This is a genomic window from Streptomyces kunmingensis (assembly GCF_039533535.1).
GTDB classification, from domain to species: domain Bacteria; phylum Actinomycetota; class Actinomycetes; order Streptomycetales; family Streptomycetaceae; genus Streptomyces; species Streptomyces kunmingensis.
In genome coordinates, this window is sequence record NZ_BAAATS010000005.1 from 191,962 (window position 1) to 215,428 (window position 23,467).

The 23,467-nt window shown below is 72.1% G+C and carries 26 protein-coding genes; 12 read left to right on the forward strand and 14 right to left on the reverse strand.

The features are described from left to right. Positions 1 to 67: 67 nt before the first annotated feature. Both ABD366_RS06130 and ABD366_RS06135 read right to left on the reverse strand, forming a co-directional pair. Entirely contained in the window at positions 68 to 295 is a 228-nt protein-coding gene (locus ABD366_RS06130) for a hypothetical protein (protein WP_324772075.1), read from the reverse strand. Between the two features lie 129 nt (positions 296 to 424). Then, positions 425 to 625 carry a hypothetical protein gene (locus tag ABD366_RS06135; protein ID WP_324772074.1) on the reverse strand — a complete coding sequence of 67 codons (201 nt, stop codon included), beginning with the start codon at positions 623 to 625 and terminating at the stop codon, positions 425 to 427. Between the two features lie 103 nt (positions 626 to 728). On the opposite strand from ABD366_RS06135, the gene ABD366_RS06140 reads away from it, so the two are divergent. After that, complete coding sequence (locus ABD366_RS06140; RefSeq protein ID WP_324772073.1) at positions 729 to 1,205, forward strand: peroxiredoxin; 477 nt, start codon at positions 729 to 731, stop codon at positions 1,203 to 1,205. Positions 1,206 to 1,227: 22 nt separating this feature from the next. Here ABD366_RS06140 and ABD366_RS06145 read toward each other — a convergent pair whose 3' ends face one another. From ABD366_RS06145 to ABD366_RS06155, 3 genes are read right to left on the reverse strand one after another with little or no spacing between them, the layout of a single operon-like run. Beyond that, positions 1,228 to 3,303: an iron ABC transporter permease gene (locus ABD366_RS06145; RefSeq protein WP_324772072.1), complete on the reverse strand. Its 2,076-nt coding sequence runs from the start codon at positions 3,301 to 3,303 to the stop codon at positions 1,228 to 1,230. Between the two features lie 4 nt (positions 3,304 to 3,307). After that, a complete protein-coding gene (locus tag ABD366_RS06150; protein ID WP_324772071.1) occupies positions 3,308 to 4,282 on the reverse strand; it encodes an iron-siderophore ABC transporter substrate-binding protein in 975 nt (324 codons plus the stop codon). Beyond that, positions 4,279 to 5,148 carry an ABC transporter ATP-binding protein gene (locus tag ABD366_RS06155; protein ID WP_324772070.1) on the reverse strand — a complete coding sequence of 290 codons (870 nt, stop codon included), beginning with the start codon at positions 5,146 to 5,148 and terminating at the stop codon, positions 4,279 to 4,281. Before ABD366_RS06155 ends, ABD366_RS06150 begins: the two co-directional genes overlap by 4 nt. A gap of 169 nt (positions 5,149 to 5,317) precedes the next feature. Between ABD366_RS06155 and ABD366_RS06160 the strand changes: the two genes are divergently transcribed. From ABD366_RS06160 to ABD366_RS06180, 5 genes are all read left to right on the forward strand, one after another. Next, positions 5,318 to 5,809, forward strand: coding sequence for an HPP family protein (locus tag ABD366_RS06160; protein WP_324772069.1), 492 nt, complete (start codon positions 5,318 to 5,320; stop codon positions 5,807 to 5,809). A gap of 259 nt (positions 5,810 to 6,068) precedes the next feature. Then, positions 6,069 to 7,706, forward strand: a complete 1,638-nt coding sequence (locus ABD366_RS06165) for an ABC-F family ATP-binding cassette domain-containing protein (RefSeq protein ID WP_324772068.1) — start codon at positions 6,069 to 6,071, stop codon at positions 7,704 to 7,706. Positions 7,707 to 7,941: 235 nt separating this feature from the next. After that, on the forward strand, positions 7,942 to 8,331 hold the full coding sequence (locus ABD366_RS06170; protein ID WP_324772067.1) for a hypothetical protein: 390 nt from the start codon (positions 7,942 to 7,944) through the stop codon (positions 8,329 to 8,331). A 75-nt stretch (positions 8,332 to 8,406) separates the two neighbouring features. Beyond that, complete coding sequence (locus ABD366_RS06175) at positions 8,407 to 8,985, forward strand: carbonic anhydrase (RefSeq protein ID WP_324772066.1); 579 nt, start codon at positions 8,407 to 8,409, stop codon at positions 8,983 to 8,985. Between the two features lie 8 nt (positions 8,986 to 8,993). Beyond that, on the forward strand, positions 8,994 to 10,448 hold the full coding sequence (locus ABD366_RS06180; protein ID WP_324772065.1) for a SulP family inorganic anion transporter: 1,455 nt from the start codon (positions 8,994 to 8,996) through the stop codon (positions 10,446 to 10,448). A 58-nt stretch (positions 10,449 to 10,506) separates the two neighbouring features. On the opposite strand, the gene ABD366_RS06185 is transcribed toward ABD366_RS06180, so the two are convergent. The 5 genes from ABD366_RS06185 to ABD366_RS06205 form a co-directional block, all read right to left on the reverse strand. Beyond that, positions 10,507 to 10,917, reverse strand: coding sequence for a RidA family protein (locus ABD366_RS06185; RefSeq protein ID WP_324772064.1), 411 nt, complete (start codon positions 10,915 to 10,917; stop codon positions 10,507 to 10,509). Between the two features lie 70 nt (positions 10,918 to 10,987). After that, positions 10,988 to 12,313: a lipase family protein gene (locus ABD366_RS06190; RefSeq protein ID WP_324772063.1), complete on the reverse strand. Its 1,326-nt coding sequence runs from the start codon at positions 12,311 to 12,313 to the stop codon at positions 10,988 to 10,990. Between the two features lie 204 nt (positions 12,314 to 12,517). Beyond that, positions 12,518 to 13,285: an NPP1 family protein gene (locus ABD366_RS06195; protein ID WP_324772062.1), complete on the reverse strand. Its 768-nt coding sequence runs from the start codon at positions 13,283 to 13,285 to the stop codon at positions 12,518 to 12,520. A 137-nt stretch (positions 13,286 to 13,422) separates the two neighbouring features. Continuing rightward, a complete protein-coding gene (locus ABD366_RS06200; protein WP_324772061.1) occupies positions 13,423 to 14,577 on the reverse strand; it encodes a S1 family peptidase in 1,155 nt (384 codons plus the stop codon). 199 nt (positions 14,578 to 14,776) lie between these two features. Continuing rightward, the gene (locus tag ABD366_RS06205) at positions 14,777 to 15,259 is read right to left on the reverse strand and encodes an HIT family protein (RefSeq protein ID WP_324772060.1); all 483 of its coding nucleotides are present in this window, start codon (positions 15,257 to 15,259) and stop codon (positions 14,777 to 14,779) included. A 132-nt stretch (positions 15,260 to 15,391) separates the two neighbouring features. Between ABD366_RS06205 and ABD366_RS06210 the strand changes: the two genes are divergently transcribed. Beyond that, the gene (locus ABD366_RS06210; RefSeq protein ID WP_324772059.1) at positions 15,392 to 15,913 is read left to right on the forward strand and encodes a hypothetical protein; all 522 of its coding nucleotides are present in this window, start codon (positions 15,392 to 15,394) and stop codon (positions 15,911 to 15,913) included. A 22-nt stretch (positions 15,914 to 15,935) separates the two neighbouring features. Here ABD366_RS06210 and ABD366_RS06215 read toward each other — a convergent pair whose 3' ends face one another. Beyond that, entirely contained in the window at positions 15,936 to 16,769 is an 834-nt protein-coding gene (locus ABD366_RS06215) for a Cof-type HAD-IIB family hydrolase (protein ID WP_324772058.1), read from the reverse strand. A 168-nt stretch (positions 16,770 to 16,937) separates the two neighbouring features. Between ABD366_RS06215 and ABD366_RS06220 the strand changes: the two genes are divergently transcribed. The 5 genes from ABD366_RS06220 (at position 16,938) to ABD366_RS06240 (ending at position 20,804) form a co-directional block, all read left to right on the forward strand. Further along, positions 16,938 to 17,750 carry an alpha/beta fold hydrolase gene (locus ABD366_RS06220; protein ID WP_324772057.1) on the forward strand — a complete coding sequence of 271 codons (813 nt, stop codon included), beginning with the start codon at positions 16,938 to 16,940 and terminating at the stop codon, positions 17,748 to 17,750. A 10-nt stretch (positions 17,751 to 17,760) separates the two neighbouring features. Next, complete coding sequence (locus ABD366_RS06225) at positions 17,761 to 18,528, forward strand: IclR family transcriptional regulator (protein ID WP_324772056.1); 768 nt, start codon at positions 17,761 to 17,763, stop codon at positions 18,526 to 18,528. 94 nt (positions 18,529 to 18,622) lie between these two features. Then, on the forward strand, positions 18,623 to 19,645 hold the full coding sequence (locus ABD366_RS06230) for an aromatic ring-hydroxylating dioxygenase subunit alpha (protein ID WP_324772055.1): 1,023 nt from the start codon (positions 18,623 to 18,625) through the stop codon (positions 19,643 to 19,645). Beyond that, positions 19,642 to 19,881 (forward strand): hypothetical protein, encoded by a 240-nt coding sequence (locus tag ABD366_RS06235; RefSeq protein ID WP_324772054.1) that lies wholly within the window; start codon positions 19,642 to 19,644, stop codon positions 19,879 to 19,881. The genes ABD366_RS06230 and ABD366_RS06235 overlap by 4 nt, the downstream gene beginning before the upstream one ends. Further along, positions 19,878 to 20,804: a PDR/VanB family oxidoreductase gene (locus ABD366_RS06240; protein ID WP_324772053.1), complete on the forward strand. Its 927-nt coding sequence runs from the start codon at positions 19,878 to 19,880 to the stop codon at positions 20,802 to 20,804. The genes ABD366_RS06235 and ABD366_RS06240 overlap by 4 nt, the downstream gene beginning before the upstream one ends. Here the strand turns inward: ABD366_RS06240 and ABD366_RS06245 are convergent. The 3 genes from ABD366_RS06245 to ABD366_RS06255 all read right to left on the reverse strand — a co-directional run bounded on the left by ABD366_RS06245 (position 20,788) and on the right by ABD366_RS06255 (position 23,196). Then, positions 20,788 to 22,323 (reverse strand): MFS transporter, encoded by a 1,536-nt coding sequence (locus tag ABD366_RS06245; protein ID WP_324772052.1) that lies wholly within the window; start codon positions 22,321 to 22,323, stop codon positions 20,788 to 20,790. The genes ABD366_RS06240 and ABD366_RS06245 overlap by 17 nt on opposite strands. Positions 22,324 to 22,438: 115 nt before the next feature. Next, a complete protein-coding gene (locus ABD366_RS06250; RefSeq protein WP_324772051.1) occupies positions 22,439 to 22,921 on the reverse strand; it encodes a GNAT family N-acetyltransferase in 483 nt (160 codons plus the stop codon). A gap of 65 nt (positions 22,922 to 22,986) precedes the next feature. Then, positions 22,987 to 23,196: a hypothetical protein gene (locus ABD366_RS06255; RefSeq protein ID WP_324772050.1), complete on the reverse strand. Its 210-nt coding sequence runs from the start codon at positions 23,194 to 23,196 to the stop codon at positions 22,987 to 22,989. Positions 23,197 to 23,467: the final 271 nt, after the last annotated feature.

A 23,467-nucleotide genomic window follows, 5' to 3' on the forward strand; every position in this document is an offset into this window, starting at 1 on the left:
ACATGCAAAAAGAGAAGGGATGCGCCCCCTCCGAAAAGGGGCCGCATCCCGGGACCTCGGTGGAGCCTCAGAGGATGTGGATGCGCTCCAGCTCGCCGTCCGCCCCGCGAATCATCAGCTCATGCCCCTTGGCCCGCTCGCGCTCGACGAAGCCCAGCAGCAGCAGCGCGCGGTTGATGACGTCCGCTTTGCTCACGCTGCCCGTCTCGGCCAGCTCGTTGACCGCGACGACGGCCGGGGGCGCCAGCGTGACGGAAAGGCGTTCGCTGGGCGGGTGTTCCGGATGTCCTGCCATGGGGGCGGCCCTCCTGTGGCGCGTCGTGGGTGCCTGTCTCCTACAGTGAACCACATGCGCATCACCTACGCACCACATATGCACCACACGTCGGGCCGGGGCGGCGCCAGGGCACCCGGTGGAACAGAGTCACCCGTCGTCCGACCCGGGCAGGCGGGTGTCCCCGTCCGACCAATGGTTGATCCAGCCGCACGCACCGCACGCATAGCGGCCGTTGACACCGGCGACCACCGTGCCGCAGCCTCCGCACTGCTTCTCCGTGACCTGCTGCCCGGCCAGGAACTGCGCGGCGGCAGCCGCCGTCTCCACGTTCTGATCATGCGAGTTCATGGGCCGCGCCTACCCACTGGAGCGCTCCGTCAACAACCACTACCGCCGAGTACGATCTCGGGTGTCCTGTTCCGCCTCGTTCCAGCGTCGTCGGGAGCCCTCCGTGTCCGCGTCCCCCCGTGTCCAAGCCGGTTCCGTCGTGGAGGACTTCACCCTGCCCGACGAGACGGGCGCGCCCACGTCCCTGTCCTCCCTGCTGGCGGAGGGGCCGGTGGTGCTGTTCTTCTACCCGGCCGCGATGACACCGGGCTGCACCGCAGAGGCCTGCCACTTCCGGGACCTGGCCGCCGAGTTCGCGGCGGTCGGCGCCCGGCCCGTGGGGGTCAGCGCGGACGCCGTGGAGCGGCAGCGGGAGTTCGCCGGGCGGCACACGCTCGGGTTCCCGCTGCTCTCCGATCCGGACGGAGTGGTGCGGGAGCGGTTCGGGGTGGCCCGCGGTTTCGGACCGCTGCCGACCAAGCGGGCCACCTACGTCATCGGGACCGACCGCCGCGTCCTGGACGTCGTCCGCAGCGAGTTCCGGATGAGCGCGCACGCGGACCGGGCGCTGGCCACGCTGCGCGCGGCCGGCGCCCGGTGAGAGCCGGTTCCTGAACGACGTACTACCGGCGGCTGCGGACCAGCAGGTACACGAAGTACGGCGTGCCGATGACCGCCGTCATCAGTCCGGCGCCGAGCTGGGCCGGGGCGATGACACTGCGGCCCAGCAGGTCCGAGGCGCACACGAGGGCGGCCCCGAGCAGCATCGCGACCGGAACGACGCGGACGTGCCTGCGGCCCACCAGGGCGCGGGCGGCGTGCGGCGCGACGAGCCCGACGAAGCCGATCGTGCCTGCGGCGGCCACGGCCGTGGCGCTGAGCAGGACGCTCAGTACGAGGAAGCCGAGCCGGCCGCGCGCGAGATCCAGGCCGAGCAGCCGCGGCGTGTCCTCGTCGAGGGAGACCAGATCGAGTTCCCTGCGCCGGGCGACCGCCACCACCGTCGCGATCACGAGTACGGCGGCGACGGGCAGGACGTCGGGGAAGGTGCGCCCGTACGTCGAACCCGACAGCCACGTCAGGGCCTTGGTCGCGCTGAACCGGTCGGTGAGCACGATCAGCAGGCTGATCAGCGCGGCCGTGCCGGTGGCGACACCGATGCCGATCAGGACGAGCCGGCTCTGCTGGAAGCCGCCCTTGGCCGCGAGCCCGAACACGAGCGCCGAGCTGACGGCGGCGCCCGTGAGCGCCGCGCCCGCGACGGGCCAGGACCCGGCGCCGGGCACGGTGGTGACGAGCAGAACGGCGCCGAGCGCCGCGCCGCCGGAGACGCCGAGGACGCCAGGTTCCGCCAGCGGGTTGCGGGTCACGGACTGCACGAGCGTGCCGGACAGGGCGAGCGCGGCGCCCGCGCACAGGGCGGCCAGCACCCGCGGCACCCGGGTGTCGAGCATGAAGCTGACGGCCTGCCCGGCCTGCCCGGTCATCCAGTTGACGACGTCGCCGAGCAGCAGCGTGCTGTCGCCCACGAGGACTCCGGCGATCACCGCGCCGACCAGCACGAGCGCGAGGACGACGACGGTGACCGCGAAAGCGGCCCGGCTCGGGATGCGCAGCCGCTCCGGCGCGGCGGCGGCGTCGCCGTCGCGCATCCGCACCGCCATGACGACGAGGAAGACCGCGCCGATGACGCTGGTGACGATGCCCGTGGGGACGGTCACCGCGGTCTCGGCCGACGTCACGGTACGCAGCAGGACGTCGGCGCCGAGCACCAGGGCCGCACCGACGAGCCCGGCGACGGGGATCCGCAGCCGGTGCCGTACGAGGGGACGCAGGCGGCGCGCGAGCGGCCGGACGAGGGCCGGTGCGCACAGTCCGACGAAACCGATGGGGCCGGCGAGCGTCACGGCCGCCGCGGACAGCAGCGAGGCGAGGACGACCGCGGTGACCCGCGTGCCGCGGACGGGGACGCCCAGGCCGCGCGCCGCTTCGTCGCCGAGGGCGAGGGCGTCGACGCGGCGGGCGAGGAGCACGAGGCCGAGGAGGGCGGCGAGCACGACGGGGCCCATGCGGACGACACCGTCGAAGCCGTTCTGGCTGATGCTGCCCTGAGCCCATTGGTAGAGGCCGTCGGTCTGTTCGGGGAACAGGAGGAGCAGCGCCTCGGCGACGGCGTTGAGCCCGAGGGTCAGGGCGCTGCCCGCGAGGACGAGACGGACGGTTCCGGCGCCGCGGCCGGCCAGGGTGAGGACGACGGCGGCCGCCGCGAGGCCGCCGACGAACGCCACCGTCGAGGAGGCGAGCAGCGGCAGGCTGACGCCGCTGACGGTCAGGACGCCGAGAGCGAGGTAGGAGCCGGCGTTGACGGCGAGGGTGTCGGGCGCCGCGAGCACGTTGCGGCTGACAGCTTGCAGCAGGGCGCCGGCCGCGCCGAGCGCGACGCCGACGAGGATCCCGGCGGCCATGCGGGGCAGCCGGGAGGCGATGACCACGGAGGCGTCGCCCTCCTCCGCCCGGCCGGTGAGGGCCTTCCACACCTGGCTCGCGCCGACGGACGCGGTGCCCTGGGTGATGTCGACGACGGCGAGAGCCGCGACGAGGAGGACGAGGAGGGTGAGCCCGACCGTCACCGCGACCGCGCCCGAGGGGGACGGGGCCGTGCGCTCGGGCGTGGCAGCGGGGGTTGCGGTGACGGTCATGGCGCTACTTCGTGAGAGTGCTGAGGACCGCGTCGATGTACTTCTCCATCGACTTCGGTCCGCCGAACATCCAGATGCCGTCGTCGAGGCGGTGCACGTCGCCGGACTTGACGAACGGCAGCGACTTCCAGACGGAGTTGTTCGCGAGGTCCTTGGTGAAGACGTCGGTCTCGGACTTGTTGCCGATGTAGACGAACCTCACGTCGTCGCCGAGCCCGGTGAGCCCTTCCACGTCGGTGGTGGCGAGGCCGTAGTCCTTGTCGCCCTTGAGCTTCCAGGCGTTCTTCAGCCCGAGCTCCTCGTTGACGGCACCGAGCTGGGAGCCGCTGGTGTAGCCGCGTACGGACACCTGGTTGGAGGCGGCGTAGCCGTCGGCGAAGGCGATCTTGGCACCGTCGAGTCCGGCCTCCTTCAGCGCCTTCTTCCCTTCGGCGACCTTGGCCTCGTAGGACGCCTTGGCGGTCTTGGCCTTGCTCTGGGTGCCGGTGGCCTCGGCTATGACGTCGAGGGTGTCGTTCATCTGCCCGAGCTGGTCGGCGCCGTTGGCGGCCTTGACCTGGAGGACCGGGGCGATCTTCTTCATCTGCTTGATCGCGGAGGCGGACAGGTCGGTCGTGGCGACGATGAGGTCGGGGGTGAGCCCGGCGATCGTGTCCATGCTGGGCTCGCCGCGGGTGCCGACGTCCTTGGGCGAGTTCGTCAGCGGGGCGGCGGTGTCCCAGGCCGTGTAGCCCTTGACGTCGGCGACGCCGACGGGGTCGACGCCCAGGGTGACGAGGGACTCCACGACGTTCCACTCGGTGCCTACGACCTTGGTGGCGGGGCGGTCGAGGGTGACCTTGGCGCCCTTGGCGTCGGTGACGGTGATCTGCTCGGACTTGTCGCCGGCGGCGGTCTCGGCGGGCTCGGACGTGCCGCAGCCGGTCAGGACGAGGGCCGCGGCGGTGCCGGCGGCCGCGGTGATCAGGAGGCGTCTCATGGCGTGCTGTGGAGCCTTTCGCTTCTGCTGTGGTGACGGCCTATCGCGCGAGTGCGCAGCCGGCCGGTGAGGGGGTCTGTGTCGACGTCGATGCGGATGCCGTACGTCTCGGAGAGGCGCTCCGGTTGCAGGACGTCCTCGGGCGCTCCGTCGGCGATGATGCGCCCGGCGCGGAGCAGGGCGATGCGGTCGGCGACGGCGGCGGCCTGGTCGAGGTCGTGCAGGACGACGCCGACCGCGATGCCGTCGTCCGCGAGATCGCGCATGAGGTCGAGGAGTTCCACCTGGTAGCGCAGGTCGAGATAGGTCGTGGGCTCGTCGAGCAGGAGCACGCCGGTCTGCTGGGCGAGGCAGCCGGCGAGCCACACCCGCTGCAACTGGCCGCCGGACAACTGGTCGACACCGCGGTCGGCGAGCTCCGCGACACCGGTCATGACGAGCACGCGGTCCACCACGGCGGCGCCGTCGGGGTCCGTACGGCCCCAGCGTCCGCGGTACGGATAGCGGCCGAACTCCACCACGTCGCGCACGGTCAGTCCGGCGGGCGTGGGCCGACCTTGCGTCAACAGGGCCACGCGGCGGGCGAACTGACGGGCCGTGAGGTCGAATCCGTCGACGGTGTCGGCCGTGTCGGGGTCGAGGGTCAGGGTGCCCGTGCGGGCGCCCTGAAGCCGGGCGATCGTGCGCAGCAAGGTCGACTTGCCGCTGCCGTTCGGGCCGACCAGGGCGGTCACTTCGCCGGGCTTGAGGACGAGGGCCGCGTCGTGCACGACGGCGACGCCGTCGTACTCCACGGTCACCTGCGCGGCCGACAGCTCATGACCGCGCGGACTTGGGGCGCTGCCTGCGCGTTCACCAGATCTCACGGCCCGAAGGTTAGCCTAACCTTATCTGTCGCGAAACCACCCCCCTGCCTCGGCTCAGGCGGTAGGAGCGCCGAGCGGTCCCGGGCATGCCTCGCAGACAATTGATTCACCCCTGAATCAACAATCTGTTTAAGCTCGGGGGTCCTGCCCCACCCCGCCCGGAGCTTTCATGTCCACGCCCCCGTCCACCGCCGCCGAACGACCGCGCCCCCTGCACGTCCTACGGGTCACCGTCTTCGCGATCGGCGCTCTCCTGCTACTGGTCGGCGTCGGCGTGCTGCTGCACCAGCCCCTGCTCATACCTCCGCTGGCGGCCAGCGCGGCCCTGGTGCACGGGGCGCCCGGGCTGCCGATCTCGCAGCCGCGCAACCTCATCGGCGGCCAGATGATCTCCGCCGCCATCGGGTTCGCCACCCTCTCCGTGACCGGGAGCAACGGCTGGGGAGCCGCCGTCGCCGCGGGTCTCTCGCTGGGCGCCATGATGCTGACCCACCTCTCGCACTCCCCCGCCGCGGCCACCGCCGTGATCGTCGTGCTGCAAGCACCGCACCCGCTTCCCTTCCTGCCGCTGCTGGCACTCGCCACCGCACTGCTGGTGCTGATCGGCCTGCTGCCGGGCCGCATCGGCGGACACCCCGAGCGCTACCCGAGCGCCTGGTGACCCGGCGCCCCCGACCGCGCCGAGGGCGCGACGGGTGATAGCGTCCTCGGACCCTGTTCTCAGACCTTCCGAGTGAGTCGAGGAGCCGAACATGGCGGGTGACGACGACATCTCCGGGTGAGACCCGGACCTGACAGGCCATCGGCCGATGCTGTGGAGCATCGAACGCCGTATGGCCTCGACGTCGTCCCCTTTTCCCTGTTCCGGGCGGCCCCGCGGGCCGTCCGTCACTCACCCGAGGTCTTCTCTCATGCCCGACATGTCTGAACCGGCCCTGCTCGCCCACGACCTCATCCGGACCCTGGGCACCCGGCGCGTCCTGGACGGTGTGTCCCTCACCGCCTCCCCCGGCCACCGCATCGGCCTGATCGGGGAGAACGGTGTCGGCAAATCGACTCTGCTGAGACTGCTCGCCGGTACGGACGCACCGGACGCGGGCACCGTCGAGCGCCCCCGCGACGTCGGTTTCCTGCACCAGGAGATGCCGTACGACGCCGACCGGACGCTCGCCGACGTCCTGGACGACGCGCTGCGCGAAGCCCGGGACGACCTCGCCGAACTCGAACGGCTCGGTGAACTCCTCGCCCGGACCGCCGAGGACGACGCCGGATACGCGGAGTTGCTCGACTCGTACGGCCGACGGCTCGAACACGCCCAGGCGAACGAGGTCTGGGACGCCGACCGGCGGGCCTCGATGGTGCTCGCCGGGCTCGGCCTCGACGCTCTCCCGCACACCCGGTCCCTGCACACCCTCTCCGGCGGCCAGCGGGGCCGGCTGGCCCTGGCCGCGCTCCTCGTGCGCCGCCCGTCGGCACTGCTCCTGGACGAGCCCACCAACCATCTCGACGACGACGCGGCCGTCTTCCTCGAGGAACAACTGCGCGCGCTGCCGGGCGCCGTGGTGCTGGCCAGCCACGACCGGGCCTTCCTCGACGCCGTCTGCACAGACCTGATCGACCTCGATCCGGCCGTCGACGGCCCCGTACGGTACGGCGGGAACTACAGCTCCTACTTGGCGCAGAAGCGTGCCGAGCGCGAGCGCTGGGAGCGGCGGTACGCCGAGGAGCAGCAGGAACTGGCCGACCTGCGGACCGCGGCCCGGGTCGCCGCGCACCGGGTCGCCCCCGACCGGGGGCCGCGCGACAACGAGAAGATGGGGTACGGCGTACGGGCGAACCGGGTGCAGAGCCAGATCTCCCGCCGGGTCCGCAACGCCACACGGCGGCTCGACGAGTTGGCGCGCCGCCAGGTCGGCGAGCCGCCGCATCCGCTCCGGTTCCGGCCGACCGCGTTCGGTGCGCCGCGACCCGACGCACCGGATCCGGACGAGGCCCTCGTAGAGATGCGCGACGTGCGTGTGCCGGGGCGGCTCGATCTGGACCGGCTCGCCGTGTCGCCCGCCGACCGACTGCTGGTCACCGGGGCCAACGGCAGCGGCAAGTCGACCCTGCTGGCCGTGCTCGCCGGCCGGCTGCCCGCCGAGGGGGAGGTGCGGCGGCGGGCAGATCTGACGGTGGGGCTGCTCACCCAGGACTCCGAGTTCGCCCGGCCCGAGCGGACGGCGCGGGAGACCTACACGCGGGCGCTCGGGTTCGAACGGGCCGACGCGGTACCCCTGCGCTCCCTCGGCCTGCTGCACGAGAGCGATTTGGACAGACCGGTGGGCCTGCTCTCCGTGGGGCAGCGGCGGCGCCTCGCGCTGGCCCTGCTCGTGGCGGACCCGGTCGCGCTGCTGCTCCTCGACGAGCCGACGAACCATCTGTCGCCGCGCCTGTGCGACGAGTTGGAGGACGCCCTGGGTGAGGCGCCGGGCGCGATCGTCGTCGCCAGCCATGACCGGTGGCTGCGCGGACGCTGGCCGGGCCGGACGCTGGGACTGGGCGCGGACGCCCGCTGAACGGGGGTCCGGGAGCCGCGGTGCGCGGCGCATGTGCGTGACGCACATGCGCGGCGCACCTGCGCCGCTTCCCACCGCGTCGTTCGCGCCAATCGACCGCACTTTTCACGCTTCCTTGCAGACGAAACGTGGTGTTAACCCGGTGATCACCTTTGCACAGCTAATCTTCCTCTTGACCTCCGGTTGACCAATCGTTGGTTTATCTTTGACATACGGCCGCTCGGGAGGAGGGCGCGTGTTCCAAGGTGGGAAGGCCCGCACCTGGGTGACCCTCGTCGTTTCCGCCGTACTGGCCCTGTCGTCCTTCACTTCCGTGCGCGCGTTCACTCCCGCACATAAGTCCGATCAGTTGGCCCGGTCGGCGGTGACCGCGTCCGTCGAGCAGGGCCCGACGGCCGGACCCGGCGGCCACACACATCCCCGAGATCCTGTCGAGGTGTTCCGCACCCGGGACCGGCACCGCGCGACCGCGGGCAGCACACAACTCCCGTACCCCGCCCCACTGACACCGGCCCGGCGGCCCCCGGCCTTCTCGCCACCGGCCCCGGCCACCGACGCGCGCGCCCGCCCGAGCAGAGCCGTACCGGACCTCACCGCGGCCACCCTTCAGGTCTTCCGCTGCTGACAGGAGAGTTCGCACTCCCCTCTGCCCTGTCAGCCCGACGCGCCCCCACGGCGCGCCAGGAGGAAACACCACATCATGCAGCCCCTCATCGACAACGCCCGTACGTTCGGACAACGCCCTGAGGAGTTCGCCCGGCTCGCCGAGGGCCAGTCCCCCCAGGTTCTGTTCATCACCTGTTCCGACTCGCGGGTCGTGCCGGCCCTGATCACCGGCGCCCGCCCCGGGGAACTCTTCGAGCTGCGCACCGCGGGCAACATCGTGCCCGCCCCGACCGGCGGCCCCTGCGGCGAAGCCGCCACCATCGAGTACGCCGTCGAGGTGCTCGGCGTCCAGGACATCGTCGTCTGCGGGCACTCGCACTGCGGCGCGGTCGGCGCGCTGGTACGCGGCGACGATCTCGCGGCGGTGCCCGCCGTGCGCGACTGGCTCGCACACGCGGCCGACAGCCCCACCACGCAGGACCCCTCGGACCCGACCGTCGCGGGCGGCGTCCAACAACACGTCCTCGCCCAGCTGTTGCGGCTGCGCTCCTACCCGTGCGTGGAGCGACGCCTCGCGGACGGCCGGGTGCGACTGCACGGCTGGTACTACGAGGTCCACACCGGGAAAGTCAGCGAACACCGCCCCGAGACCGACTCGTTCGAGGCTCTGTGAGCGCCGTGATGACCAAATACCCCCACATCAAGGCGGACTTCACCGCCTCCCTGGTCGTCTTCCTCGTCGCGCTCCCGCTCTGCGTGGGCGTGGCGGTCGCCTCGGGCGTGCCCGCTGAGATCGGCCTGGTCACCGGCATCGTCGGAGGCATCGTCGCCGGGCTGATGCGCGGCAGCAGCCTCCAGGTCTCCGGACCCGCGGCCGGACTGACCGTCCTGGTGTACGAGGCCGTGGACGAGTTCGGCCTGCCGGTGCTCGGTGTCGTCGTCCTGGCGACGGGCCTGCTCCAGATCGGAATGGGTGTCCTGAAACTGGGCCGCTACTTCCGGGCCATCTCGGTCTCGGTGGTCGAGGGCATGCTGGCCGGCATCGGTCTCGTACTCATCGCGGGCCAGTTGTACTCCGTCCTCGCCGCCGAGGCCCCTGAATCGGGGCTCGGCAAGATAGCCGGACTGCCCGCGGCGCTGGTCGACTCCGTCGGCAGCGCCACGTCGCTCGCCTCGCTGGCGCTGGGCGCCGGTACCGTCGCCGTCCTGGTGCTGTGGAAGCGCATGCCGGCCCGTGTACGGGTGGTCCCCGGGCCGCTGGCCGCGATCGGACTCGCGACCGCCGCCGCGGTCGTCTTCGACGCACCGGTGGCCACCGTCGAGGTCAACGGACTGCTCGGATCGATCCAGCCGCCGTCCCTGGACGCCTTCGGCGAACTCGCGGGCGTCGGGCTGATCGGCACGATCGTGGCGTTCACGCTCATCGCCTCCGCCGAATCGCTGTTCAGCGCGGCGGCCGTGGACCGGATGCACGACGGACCCCGCACCGCGTACGACAAGGAGCTGGTGGCGCAGGGCGCGGGCAACGCGGTCTGCGGTGTGCTCGGCGCACTGCCGATGACCGCGGTGATCGTGCGCAGCGCGGCCAACGTGCAGGCCGGCGCGCGCACCAAGGCCTCCCGCGTCATGCACGGCGTCTGGCTCCTGCTGTTCGCGGCGCTGCTGCCGGGCGTCCTCGCCTACATCCCGATCCCGGCGCTCGCGGGTGTGCTGGTGCACGCCGGGGCCAAGCTCATCCCGGTCCGGTCCCTCGTGGGGCTGTGGCGTGAGCACCGCGGCGAGGCGCTGATCCTTGTCGTCACCGCGGTGTCGATCGTCGCGGTCAGCATGTTCGAGGGCGTCCTGATCGGTGTCGCCCTGTCCGTCGTCAAGACGGCCTGGGACTCCTCGCACGTGAAGCTGGAGGTCATAGACAAGGGCGCCGGTCCGGTGCAGGCGTACCTGTCGGGCAACGCGACGTTCCTGAAGCTGCCGAAGATCCTCGACAGCCTGGAGGCGCTGCCGCAGAATCGTCCCGTCGAGCTGCACCTGTCGGGCCTGCACCATCTCGACCACGCGTGCAGGACGGCGCTGGAGAGCTGGGCGGAGCGGCACAGTTCCGCCGAGACGGAACCGGTGAAGGTCACCGCGAAGTGATGCGGAGGGCCCAACTGCTGCGCATCACGCAGCAGTTGGGCCCATCGTCGTATGGGGATCAGTCGTCGAGCACGGCCGCGACGGCCTCGATCTCGACGAGCTGGTCGTGGTAGCCGAGCACCGTGACGCCCAGCAGGGTGCTCGGCACGTCGTGCTCGCCGAAGGCGTCCCGGACCACTTCCCAGGCCGTCACCAGATCGGCCTGCCGCGTCGACGCCACGAGCACGCGGGTGCTGATGACGTCCTCGAGATCCGCGCCCGCCGCGGCCAGGGCGACCCGCATGTTCTCCACGCACTTCGCCGCCTGGCCCGCGTAGTCACCGACCGCCGCGGTCGAGCCGTCCTTCTCCAGCGGGCAGGAACCGGCGAGGAAGACGTGCCGGGCCTCGGCCGGCGCCGTGGCCGCGTACGCGTACTCGGCGACGTCGGACAGAGCGTCGGAGCGGATGAGGGTGACGGCGCGGACCATGGGCCTCGGACATCCCTTCGGACGACGGCAGCAGGATCGATCAAGAGCTGAGCCCCGTCATGCTGTCACATCACGGCTGCCCGGGCAGGGCCGCGCAGTTGGAGTCGGCCGGCTCGCCGGAGAGACGGTCGGTGAGCCAGTCGATGGCGCTGCCCTGGTCGGTCAGCAGCGGCGCGAAGTGGTTGAGCAGGGCGCGCCCCACATCGGGCAGCCGCACCGGCTTGTAGGTGACCTGCGCGCCGCGGCCGCACCAGTCGACGGCCAACTGGCGTGCCTGGCCGTGCGGGACGAGGTTGTCACTGACGCCGGTGGCCACCCGGACGGGGCCGGCGGGCTTCATCGTGCCGATCCGCTGCTGGGCGAGGAACTCCTGGAGTCGCGGTTCGGCCTGGATGATCTCGGCGAGTGATGTGCCGTCGCTGGTCCAGTCCGCGCTGCGCGCCGAGTTGTACGCGAAGATCGTGTCGCCGACGCACATGGTCGACAGGTCCTTCAGCGCGGCCCGGCCCTTGTCGTTGAGGTGCGCCTCCGCGATCGGCCGCAACTCCGGTTCGGACTGCAGGAATCCGTTCAGCGACCAGCCGAGCGCGCCCGCGAGATCGGTGCCGTCGATGCCCTTCGTCGTCTCGGTCAGGTCGGCGGGCGGCGCCCCCGCGTACGTACCGGCGAGGGTGACGTCGGGCGCGTACGTCGGCTGGAGTTCGGCGGCCGCGGCGGTGGCGCCGCCGCCCTGGCTGTAGCCGAAGAGGCCGACGCGCGAGGCGGTGGTCACCGTCGACCCCTGCACAGCGCGGGCGGCGCGGACCGCGTCGAGCACGGCATGTCCCCCGTCGAGCCGGTTGACGTAGGTGTGCAGGCGGTCGGTCGCGCCCAGGCCGACGTAGTCGGTGACGACGACCGCGACGCCCTTGGCGAGGAGCCGGTAGATCGAGAGGTCCTCGTAACCCACCGACACCGTCTGTCCGTTGAGGCTCAGCGGGTGCTCCAGGCCGAGGGAGGCCGCGCACTGGTCGCCCTGGCCCATGGTGCCGGGGGCGACGGCGACGAGCGGCCGGGGTCCACCGCCGCGCCACTTCGCCGTGGGCTCGATGTAGGCGCCGGTGACCGCGGCGGGGGCGCCGGTCGAGTCGGTCGTGCGGTACATGAGGCGGGTCGCCTTGCCGGGCAGCGGGCCGTGCAGCGTGGGCAGGGTCAGCGCCAGCGGCAGCGGCTCGCTGCGGATCAGCGCCCCGTTGGCGGCGGGCAGTTCGGCCGGCGGGTTGTAGAAGGCGGGGATCGTGACGCCGCGCGAGACCACGTTCTGCGAGCTGTCCGCGGCAGCGGCGGGCAGGGCCTGCGCGCCGACGCAGGCGGCGACGGTGACGGCGGCGGCCAGCAGGCGGGCGGGAGCGGGCATGGGGAACCTCCTGAGTGCAGGCGGAGCGGACTCCGGACCTGGCGGCCGTCGGCCGGGGTGGGGCAGGCCGACGATGCGTGCGGCACGGTCGTCCCACCGTCCCCACGCATGGCGGGGACGGTATCCAGCACGGAGTTACCGCCGGTAGCACTTAGAGGGTTACGGTTCAGTAACTTACTTTCGCGTACAACGGCGCGCGCTCGCTCAGGCGTTGACGTCGAAGGGCACTCCGGAGGGCAGGGCGGCGGCGAGGTGGCTCGCGAAACTGCTGTCCTTCAGGCCGAAATTGGCGCTGCCGAAGTCGTAGGAGCTCAACTTGTCGCGCAGACCGGCCGGATAGCCGTTCCAGCCGACCAGGGTCGGGAACTGCCAGCTGCCGCGGTGGTTCTCCGGCGGTTCGTCGCCGGAGGTCGCGGGGCGGAAGCAGTGGGTGCTGATCCCGTCCTTGTGGTAGACGACCTTGGGGTGGGTGCCGTCCCAGCGGATCTGGTCGCGCGGGTAGATCTTGAAGCCGCCGTGGGCGGAGGTGGCGACGTATGCGGCCTGGCCGTCCTTCACCCAGACGACGACATGCTCCCAGTCGTTGCGGTGACCGCCGAGCCCGCTGCCGGCGACCGCCTGGTCCTTCTCGAAGTACAGGCCGTAGATGACGGCGCACCAGCCGTTGTTGCACTTGGAGCGGGCGTAGCCGTTGGTGTTGTCGAGGTCGGAGGCGTCGCGGCACTGCCCGTTCAGCGCGCCGCTCGGCTTGAGACCGCCGTTGACAGTGCCGTCCGGGCCGATGGCGGGGGTGGGGTAGCAACCGTCGGTGTCGTAGTCGAACGCGGGCTGGTACGTCTGCTCGGTCGCGTCGGCGTTGGCGGGCAGGGCGCCGGGCGGAGCGGCGAGCGCGGTGCCGGCGAAGCCGATCACGAGGGCGAGGGCGCCGCCGGCGGCCAGGGAGGCTCTGCGGAGGGTTCGGGTCGGATTCACTGGGGTCTCCTGTGTCACTGTGGGGGCATGACAGTGATGTCATGCCCCCGACAGCTTCAGAAGACTCCTCGCCGCAACTCACCTGAACAAGCGGCGAATTGACGGTGCGCCCGGAGCGCGGTGCCCGGGTGGACGGGTCAGGCCGTGTGCAGGGTCAGGCCGTAGCGGCCCAGGATCTCGTTGATGGGCTGGTACCAGGTCTCGCCGCCGCTGGAGCAGTTGCCCCAGCCGCCCGAGGTGACGCCCTGGGCCTGGTCACCACTGATGAACGAGCCGCCGGAGTCGCCGCCTTCGGCGCAGACGCTGGTCTTGGTCATCTGGTGGACGGCGCCCTGGCTGTAGTTCACGGTCTCGTTCTTGGCGAGCACGGTGCCGCAGTGCCAGTGCGTGGTGGAACCGGAGCGGCAGATCGAGGCGCCGACCGGCGCCTCGTTCGAGCCGCGGACGAGCTGGTCGGAGACGGTGCCCCAGCCGAGGACGACCGGCACCGTCCACCAGCCGCTGCCGACGTTGACCCACGCGTAGTCGTTGTCCGGGAACGAGGAGCCCTGGAAGTTCCCGACGTACGAGCGGTCCCAGCCGCTGACGCTCTGCCCCGCGCCGCCGCAGTGGCCGGCGGTGACGAAGCCGCCGTGCACGGAGAAGCCTATGGAACAGCGGACGTTGCCGGTGTAGTACGGGTCCCCGCCGACCGTGCCGGCGGCGAAGGTGGTGGGGGCGTGCTCCGTGGTGCGCACCGTCAGCGGGCCGGACTTGCCGGCGCGGGCGAGGAACGTCTTGACATCGTTGTCCGACTGCTGGTCGGCGAGCACCTCGACGACGACCCGGTTGGACTTCCAGTCGACGCGCCAACTGCTCACGCCGGTCGGGGCGTCGAGCGCGTCGATGCGCTTCTTGGCCGCGTCGAGCTGGGCAGCGCTGCGGTCGACGACCTGGACCTTCGCGCCGGTCGCGCGGACCTCGGCGGCCTTGGCGCGGTCGGCGACGGCGACCGTCAGCTCCTGCCGCTCGGGGGTGAACCAGGAACCGGCATAGGCGGAACCGGCGGCCTGCCGGGCCTGCTTCTCGGTGGCGGTCGCCTGCTTCTCGGCGGCCAGTCGCGCCTCGGCCTGCGGTGCGGTGAGGCCGAAGTCGCGCTGCATGGCGGTGAGCAGGCCGTCGGAGGCGGCGGCGCGCTCGGCGCGCGGGGTGTCCGCACCGGCCGCCTGGGCCGGGAGGAATCCGGCCGTGGCACAGGCCCCGGAGACCAGCAGCGCGGTCAGGACGGCACGGATGGGTCTGGTACGTCGCATGGATCAGCCCTTCGTCGTTCCCGTGTGGTGGGGGTGGAACAGGGTGGAACCAGTGGAACCAGGGTCGGAACCGGGTCGGCACGGCCTGGGAGCGCTCTCATGGCCTGCCGCTGGGGAGCCTAGCGAGTGATCATGAACAGGTCCATGCCAATGAGGCGATGTGATCCGGGCATTCTGGAACCCCGCCCGCGCACCCCGCTCACAGCCGGGCGCGCAGCGCGCGGGCCACCTCGTCGGCCTGGGCGGCGCTCACGTGTTCCGGCTCGGGACGGCGCAGGTACTCGAAGACGGCGGGCCCGCGCCGGGTGGCGTCCAGGTCCTCCATGCGCGGCACGAGATGGAAGTGGACATGCGCGAACCCCTCCGCCTCCGCGAACTGGGCGACGTACGTCTTGACGCACCCCGTCACCTCGCGCAGCGCCCGGGCGACCCTGACCTGCCACATTCCCAGCGCGGCGGCTTCCGTGTCGGTGAGGTCGTGCACGGCCGTGACATGGCGTCGGGGCAGCAGCACCAGCCAGCCGGGCAGCGCGGTGCCGAAGGCGTGGGCGACGCGCCAGTGCGGGTCGAAGGCGATGCGCTCGCGAGGCGGCAGGGTGTCGAAGCGCGCTTCGGCGCCGCAGACGTAGCAGTCGGGTACGTCGGGTCGGTCCTCGGATGCCGGGGTGCTCTCGGAGGTCATGGGTCCACGATCGTCCACGATCCGTCAGGAGATCGTGCCAAGGGCCGGTTCGGCCGAAAACGTCGCGGGCGCGGGGCCGCGCAGGACGGCCGGATACCGCCTTCGCCGCAGGACAGGTCCTATGGTGCGGCCATGACCGAGAGCAAGTCACCGGAGGCGGCGGCGCAGGAGCGCGCGGACGTGCTGCGCGAGCGACTCAAGGAACGTATCTACGCCTCGCTCACCCTGCTCGCCGTGCTGGTGAGTCTGGCGCAGAGCAGGCATCCCGGGCCCACGGCGGCGGCGGTCTCGGTCGCGGTCACCGCGCTCGGCCTGTGGCTGGCCACGCTCGTCGCCGATCTGCAGGCGCGCCCGGTGGCGCACGGCCGGATGCCACGACTGCCGGAGATCCGGCACACGGTGTTCACCAGCAGCCCGCTGCTGACCAGCGCCGTGGGCCCGCTGCTGCTGATCGGCCTGTCCGCGGCGGGTGTGCTGGAGCTGACCACGGCGCTGTGGGTCTCGGTGGGCAGCGAGGTCGCGGCGCTGGCTTTCTGGGGTTTCACGGGCGGCCGGCGGGTCGGCGCGGGACCGCTCGGCGCCCTGGTCACGGCGGCGCTCAATGCCGTGATCGGGGTCGGGGTGGTGGCCGTGAAGCTGGCCGCCGGACACTGAGGCGCCTTGATGGATTTCCGGGTCAGTCCTCGGCCGGCAGGCCCAGTACCTGCCTGATCGTGCGCACGACGCCGTTCTCCGTGTTCGACGGGGCCTGGTGGCGGGCGCGGCGGCGGACCTCCGGGTGGGCCTCGGCCATGGCGTACGACCAGTCGGCGGCGTCCAGCATCTGGAGGTCGTTCAGGTAGTCGCCGAACACCATGGTCTGGGCGGCGGTGATGCCCAGTTCGCGCTGGAGCCGGCGGACGGCCTCGCCCTTGTCGGCCGTGGGTGCCATGACGTCGACCCAGTGTTCGCTGGAGACGACGACCTGATGCGAATCGACGAGGGGAGCCAGGGCCGGGGCCGTGGTCACCTCGGCGCGGCCGAAGTCGAAGAGGGCGACCTTGAGCACCTCGTCGTCGATGGCGGTGGCGTCCTCGACGATCCGGTGCCGGTGGTAGTACTTGCGGACCTCCGCCATGAACGCCTCGTCGGACCGCTCCACGTACGCGGAGCGCTTGCCGCAGACGACGGCGCCCGCGTCCACTCCCTCGTCCGTGAGCTGGCGCACCGCCTTGACGAGCCAGGAGGCGACGGCGGGATCCAGCGGGTCGGAGCTGATCTCGGCGCCGCCGCGGACGACGTAGGTGCCGTTCTCCGCGATGTACACCATCCCGCCGTCGTCCACGGCGGCGAACTGGTCGGCGAGGGTGGCGTACTGGCGGCCGCTGGCGGGGCAGAAGACGATGCCGCGGCGGTCCAGTTCGGCCAGCAGCGGCCACAGGGAGTCGGGGACGCGCCCGTCGGCGTCCAGGAGGGTGCCGTCCATGTCGGTGACGACGAGGCGGATGTCGGGCCGGTGGTGCGTGTTCAAGGTCGTTCCTCAGTACGGGTGCCGTCCAGTTTAGTGAGGACGCCCGCCGGAGGAGAAAGGCGGTCCCAGGGACTCGATCGGGCCGGTAATCCTCTTGATCGGAACACGGCGCTCGGCCTAGCGTGCCGCCACCGACCCAGCGGCGAACGATCACGTCAGGAGTGTCCGATGGATCAGCTCACGGTGGCCGGCGCCGTCCTGCGCCACGACGACCACGGGCCGTCGGCGGGGGTCGCGGTCGTCCTGGTCCACGGCCATCCGTTCGACCGGACGCTGTGGCGTCCGCAGGTGGAGGCGCTGGTCGCGGCCGGGTACCGCGTGATCACGCCGGACTTGCGGGGCTACGGCGCGAGCGACGTCACGCCGGGCAGTGTCCCGCTGTCCCGCTTCGCCGACGACGTCGCCGCCCTGCTCGACCACCTCGGGATCGGGCGCGCGGTGGTCGGCGGCGTCTCGATGGGCGGGCAGATCGCCATGGAGTTCCATCTGCGCCACCCGCGGCGGACCCGCGCCCTCGTCCTGTCCGACACGTCGGCGCCCGCCGAGACCGCCGAGGGCAGGGCGCTGCGCAACCGGCTCGCCGACCGGCTCCTCGCCGAGGGCATGAACGGGTACGCCGACGAGGTCATCGACAAGATGCTCGCCGACTACAACGTGACCGCGCTGCCGGACGTCGCCGCGCACGTCCTCGCCATGATGCGCGCCACCGATCCGCGGGGTGCGGCCGCCGCGCTGCGCGGGCGGGCCGAGCGGCCCGACTACCGGGACAGTCTCGCCGCCGCCCGGGTGCCCGCGCTGGTCGTGGTCGGCGCCGACGACGCCTACACACCGGTCGCCGAGGCGGAGTCGATCGCCCGGCTCGTCCCGGACGCGACGCTCGCCGTCATCGACAAGGCCGGGCATCTGCCGGGCGCCGAGCAGCCCGAGCGGTTCAACAGCGTGCTGCTGGACTTCCTGCGTACCCACTGCCCGACCCCGTAGGACGGCTGCCGTGCACCGCTCCGCGGCCGACCGCCTGCTCGACGTGCTCGGCGCGTTCGACCAGGACTCACCGGCCCTCACGCTCACCGAGGTCGCGTTCCGCGCCGATCTGCCGCTGCCCACCGCGCACCGGCTCGTCGGCGCCCTGACCCGGTGGGGCGCCCTCGAACGCGACGACGCAGGCCGCTACCACGTGGGGCTGCGGCTGTGGGAGATCGCCGCGCTCGCCCCGCGCGGTCTCGGCCTGCGGCAGGCCGCGCTGCCGTACTTGGAGGACCTGTACGAGGCGACGCACGAGAACGTGCATCTCGCCGTGCGCGACGGCCAGGAGGTCGTCTACATCGAGCGCCTGTCGGGCCGTTCGGCGGTCGGCGTGCACTCGCGGGTCGGTGCGCGCTGGCCGCTGCACGCCACGGGAGTGGGTCTGGTGCTGCTCGCCCACGGAGACCTGGTGCTCCAGGAGCGTTACCTGGCAGCCGAGTTGACCGCCTTCACCCCGTACACCGTCACCGATCCGGAGCCGCTGCGGCGGATCCTGGCCGACGTGCGGCGCGGTGGCGTCGCGGTGAGCGACCGTCAGATCACCGACGACGCGGTCTCGGTGGCCGCGCCGGTGCGCGGGCCGCGCGGGGACGTCGTCGCGGCGGTCTCCGTCGTCGTCCCGGTCACCGGCCCCCGGACACCCGTCCTGATTCCGGCGGTCCAGCTGGCCGGACGCGGCATCTCCCGGGCCCTGGGCTGGCAGCCCGTCTCGCCCCGCCCCTCGGCTTCCGCCTGACGGAAGTGCCGTTGAGGGCTGTGACGCGGGTCACCACTGTGGTGGGCGACGCGCGGCGACGGTGCCGCGCGCGGTGACAGGAGGGACACCTGCCATGGCCGCACACCCGTCTCATTCGGCCTTCGCCCGCGACCACTGGTACGTCGCCGCCTGGGCCTCGGAGGTCGGGCGCGAGCTGCTCGGCCGGACCGTGCTCGGCGAGCCGATCGCCCTGTACCGCACGGAGGCGGGCGATCCTGTCGCCCTCGCCGACCGGTGCGTGCACCGCAGGTACCCGCTCTCGGCGAGCGGCCTCGACGGCGACCGGGTGGTGTGCGGGTATCACGGCTTCACCTACGACACGAGCGGTACGTGTGTGTACGTACCAGGGCAGAAACGTGTGCCGCGTACGGCGCGGGTGCGTGCGTACCCGGTGGCCGAGGTCGACGCGATGGTGTGGGTGTGGCTCGGCGATCCGGCGGCGGCCGACGTCGCGGCGATCCCCCGCGCCCCGCATCTCGCGCAGGACGGCTGGGTCACCGTGCAGGGCATGGAGCCGATCGACGCCGACTACATGCTCCTCGTCGACAACCTGATGGACCTCTCGCACGAGACGTACCTGCACGGCGGCTACATCGGTACGCCCGAGGTCGCCGAGACGCCGATCACGACGGAGGTCGACGAGGCGGCCGGGATCGTCCGCGTCTCGCGGCACATGGCCGACGCCGAGTGCCCGCCGTTCTACGCCCGGTCCACCGGGATCGAGGGACGGATCCAGCGCCTCCAGGACATCGAGTACCACGCGCCGTGCCTGTACCTGCTGCACAGCCGCATCAGCCCGGCGGGCGCCGACAGTCCGCAGTTCCGTACGGAGATCACGTACGCCATCACGCCGTCTGCGCCCGGCAAGGTCTACGACTTCTGGGCGGTCTCCCGGAACTTCGCCGTGGAGAACGACGAAGTCACCACCTTCCTGCGGGACTTCAACCACACGGTCGTCATGCAGGACGTGGACGCGCTCAACCTGCTTCAGCGCACCCTGGACACCGAGCCCGCCGGTTATCAGGAGCTCAGCATCAACATCGACACCGGTGGTCTCGCGGCGCGCCGCATCCTCGGGAAGCTGGCCGCCGGATGAGTGCGCGTACGGGGTCCCAGGTCTTCCGCGTCGCATGGCTGCCCGGCACGGACCAGTTGAGCGGGCGCTGCCATTGCGGTGCGCTCCACACCTGCCAGGACCCGGTGGCGATGTGGGAGTGGATGCTCGCCCACCCCGACCACCCAGACCAGCCCGGTACGGAGAGCCACCCCGGCACGGGAGTCTGCCCCGGTACGGAAGATCGACTCAGCGCAGAAGAGGACCGCACCCCGTGACCGACTCGCTCACCACACTCGCCACGTTCGACCTCCTTGTCGCCGAACGCCGCCAGGAGACCGCCGACGTCGTCTCCCTGCTCCTGCGCCGCCCGGACGGCGCGCCCCTGCCCGCATGGGAGCCGGGCGCGCACATCGATCTGCTGCTGGGCGAGGGCCTCGAGCGGCAGTATTCGCTGTGCGGCGGCGACGACCGCTCCTGGCGGATCGCCGTGCTGCGGGAGCCGGCCGGCCGGGGCGGCTCGGCGCATGTGCACGACGCACTCCGGCCCGGCAGCCGTGTCCCGGTACGCGGGCCGCGCAACCACTTCCCGCTCGAGCCCGCGCCCGCGTACCGGTTCGTCGCGGGCGGCATCGGCATCACCCCGATCGTGCCGATGCTGGCGGCGGCCCCGCAGTGGTCGCTGTTCTACGGCGGCCGGTCGCTGGACTCCATGGCGTTCGCCGAGGAGTTGGCCGCCCTGTACCCCGCCGAGCGGCTCCACCTGTGCGAGGGGCCGCTGGATCTGGCGGCCCGGCTGGCCGGACTGCGGCCCGGTGAACTCGTCTACGCCTGCGGCCCCGAGTCGCTGCTCCGCGCGGTCGAGGCGCTGGTGCCGACCGGGGCGCTGCGTACGGAACGCTTCACACCCACGGCGGCGGACACCGGCGGCGACCGGCCCTTCGAGGTGGAACTGGCCCGGTCGGGGCGGACGGTGACGGTGCCGGCCGACCGGACGATCCTCGCCACGGTGCGGGACGCCGGGATCGAGGTCCTCTACTCCTGCACCGAGGGCACGTGCGGCACCTGCGAGACCGAGGTGCTGGCCGGCGAGGTCGAGCACCGCGACAGCGTGCTGAGCGAGCAGGAGAAGGCCCGCAACGACACGTTGATGGTGTGCGTGTCCCGCGCGAAGGGGGTCAGGATCACGCTGGATCTGTGACGGGGACGGCCACCGGCGCAGCTCCGCGTTCGGCGCGGCGCAGCAGCGTCGCCGCGACCAGACCGCCGATCAACACGGCTGCCGCGCCCACGAGTTGACCGGTCTCGAGCGCCGAGCCGAACGCCCGCGTCACCGTGGCGCGTTCGGCGCCGGAGTCCGCCGCCGCGAGGGCGGCCGGGAGCGAGGCGGCGGTCACCGGGACCAGCGCGGAGAAGCGGGCGCTGAGCACCGCGCCGAGGACGGCCACGCCGAGGCCGCTGCCGAACTCGGTGACCGTGCCCTCGATGCCCGCACCGGCGCCGGCCTTCTCGCGCGGCATGGAGCCGAGGACGGCGACGGCCATCGCCGGGTTGGCGAAGGCGCAGCCCACCCCCATCAGGACGAGCCCGGCGAGCAGTCCGCCGTACCCGTCGACGAGGCGTCCGGCGACGGCGACCGCTGCCAGTCCGCAGGCCAGCAGCGTCATGCCGAGAGCGACGGCGCCGGGGATGCCGAGGCGTGTACTGAACCGGGCCGATATGCCGGTGAAGTTGAGCAGGACGACGGTCAGGGCGAACGGGGCGGTCCGCAGCCCCGCCTCCAACGGGCCGTATCCGAGGACGAACTGGAGCTGCTGCGTCAGCAGGAACAGGGCGCCGCCGCTGCCGAACGTGATGAGCAGCGCGCCGAACACGGCTCCGGTGAAGGTCCGGTTGCTGAAGAAGCTCATGTCCAGCATCGGGTGCGGGAAGTGGCGTTCCCAGGCGACGAAGGCGGCCAGGGCGCAGGCGCCGACGACCGCGCCGAGCAGGACCTGGGCCGAGCTCCAGCCGTGTTCGGGCCCGGAGACGACGGCGTACACGAGCGCGGTCATGGCGACCGTGGAGAGCAGGGCGCCGGGCAGGTCGGGGCGGTGGCTCTGCTCGGCCCGGCTCTCCGGCACGAGGACGGCGACGGCGCACAGGCCGAGGACGACCACGGGCAGGTTGACGAGGAAGAGGGCGCCCCACCAGAAGTGGTCGAGGAGGACGCCGCCGACGAGCGGTCCCGCGGCGAAGCCGAGGGCGTTGACCGCGGCCCAGATGCCGATGGCCCGCACCCGTTCGTCCTCGTCGAAGACCTGGACGGCGACGGCGAGCGTGGTGGTCAGGAGCAGGGCGCCGCCGACGCCCATGCCGGCGCGGGCGGCGATCAACTGGGCGGTGCTGTGGGCGAGTCCGGCCGCCAGGGATCCGGCGCCGAAGACGGCGAGTCCGGCGAGGAGCAGCCGCCTGCGGCCGTAGCGGTCGGCGGCGGCGCCCGCCGCGAGCAGGAGCCCGGCCTGCACGAGGACGTAGGCGTTGATGATCCACTGGATGTCGGCCGTCGTCGCGCCGAGGTCGTCGGTGAGGGTGGGGACGGCGACGTTCAGGATCGTGTTGTCGAGGATGACGACGAGTTGCGCGAGGCAGATCACGCCCAGGATCAGCCAGCGGCGCGGATCCCGGGGCCGGGCGGGCGCGAGGGCGGGCGGCTGCTCGGCGGCGGGCGTCGCCGTCATGCGGGCTCCTTCGGTGCAGGCGCGGGGAGAACGACGGGGACGCCCCGCGAAACCACGAGGACACCCCTTAAGTTAGGCAAGCCTAACCCGACGGGGTGTCCTCGGTGGAGGGGCCCTACAGCGCGCGGTGCATGATGTGCAGCCCGACGCGGCCGTGGCGCGGGTGGTCATAGGCGTCCGGCACGGTGCCGAGGATCGTGAAGCCGAGCGAAGTCCACAGGCCCACGGCCGGGTTGGTCTCCACGACCGCGTTGAACACCATCGCGCGGTAGCCGTCCGCCGCGGCCTCGGCCAGGACGTGCTCGGCCAGGGCCCGGCCGTAGCCGTGCCCGCCGTGCGCCGGGTCGACCATGAACCCGGCGTTCGCGACGGCCGCCGCCGGCCCGCCGTAGTTGGCCTTGACGTACGCGCTGGCGACGACCGTCCCGGCGTCGTCCGTCACGACGAACACCCGTCGGCCCGGGCCCGTCCACAGCGCACGGGCCTCGGGCTCGGTGGTCTCCGGGTCCCAGGTGTAGGTCTCACCGGCGCGGACGATCCGCTGCCAGAACGGCCATATCCGCTCCCAGTCGCCGTCCCGGGCATCTCTGATCTTCATGCGTCCGAGTCTGGCACGGCCCGGTGACAGGGCCGTGAGCTGCGGTCATGGGCGGGACCGCGCGTTCACCCGCCCCACGAGGAGATGCTGGTCGCGAGCTGGTTGACCCCACTGGTGATGGCCTGTCCGAACGAGGTCGGAGCGATGAGCACACCGAGTATGAGGACGAGCGCCATCACGAGAGCGGTGTCCCCGCGGCCTCTCGCGGCGACCGGTCGGCGCAGCAGCATGATGGCGATGATGATGAGTATCAGGGTGACGCTGAGTGTGACCATCCGACGGCCCTCCCCTGTCCACCGCGGGGCCTCGCTTCCACCTTTCTTATGTAGCGGGAACACGGATTCGTGTCCGGGGGACGGACACACTTGGCCCGAAGCGGCCCCGGACGCGGGCATCCTCCGGGCGTCCGCGCTACTCGTCCGCCACTCCGGTACGCGTACGGACCAGACCTCCACGCGCGCCGGCGTGTTTTGGCCAGCCCTCCCCCGGCCCGGGCTCAAGCTGCGCCGACGCGCGAGCGCGTCGGCGCAGCCGGGCCAGTCCGTA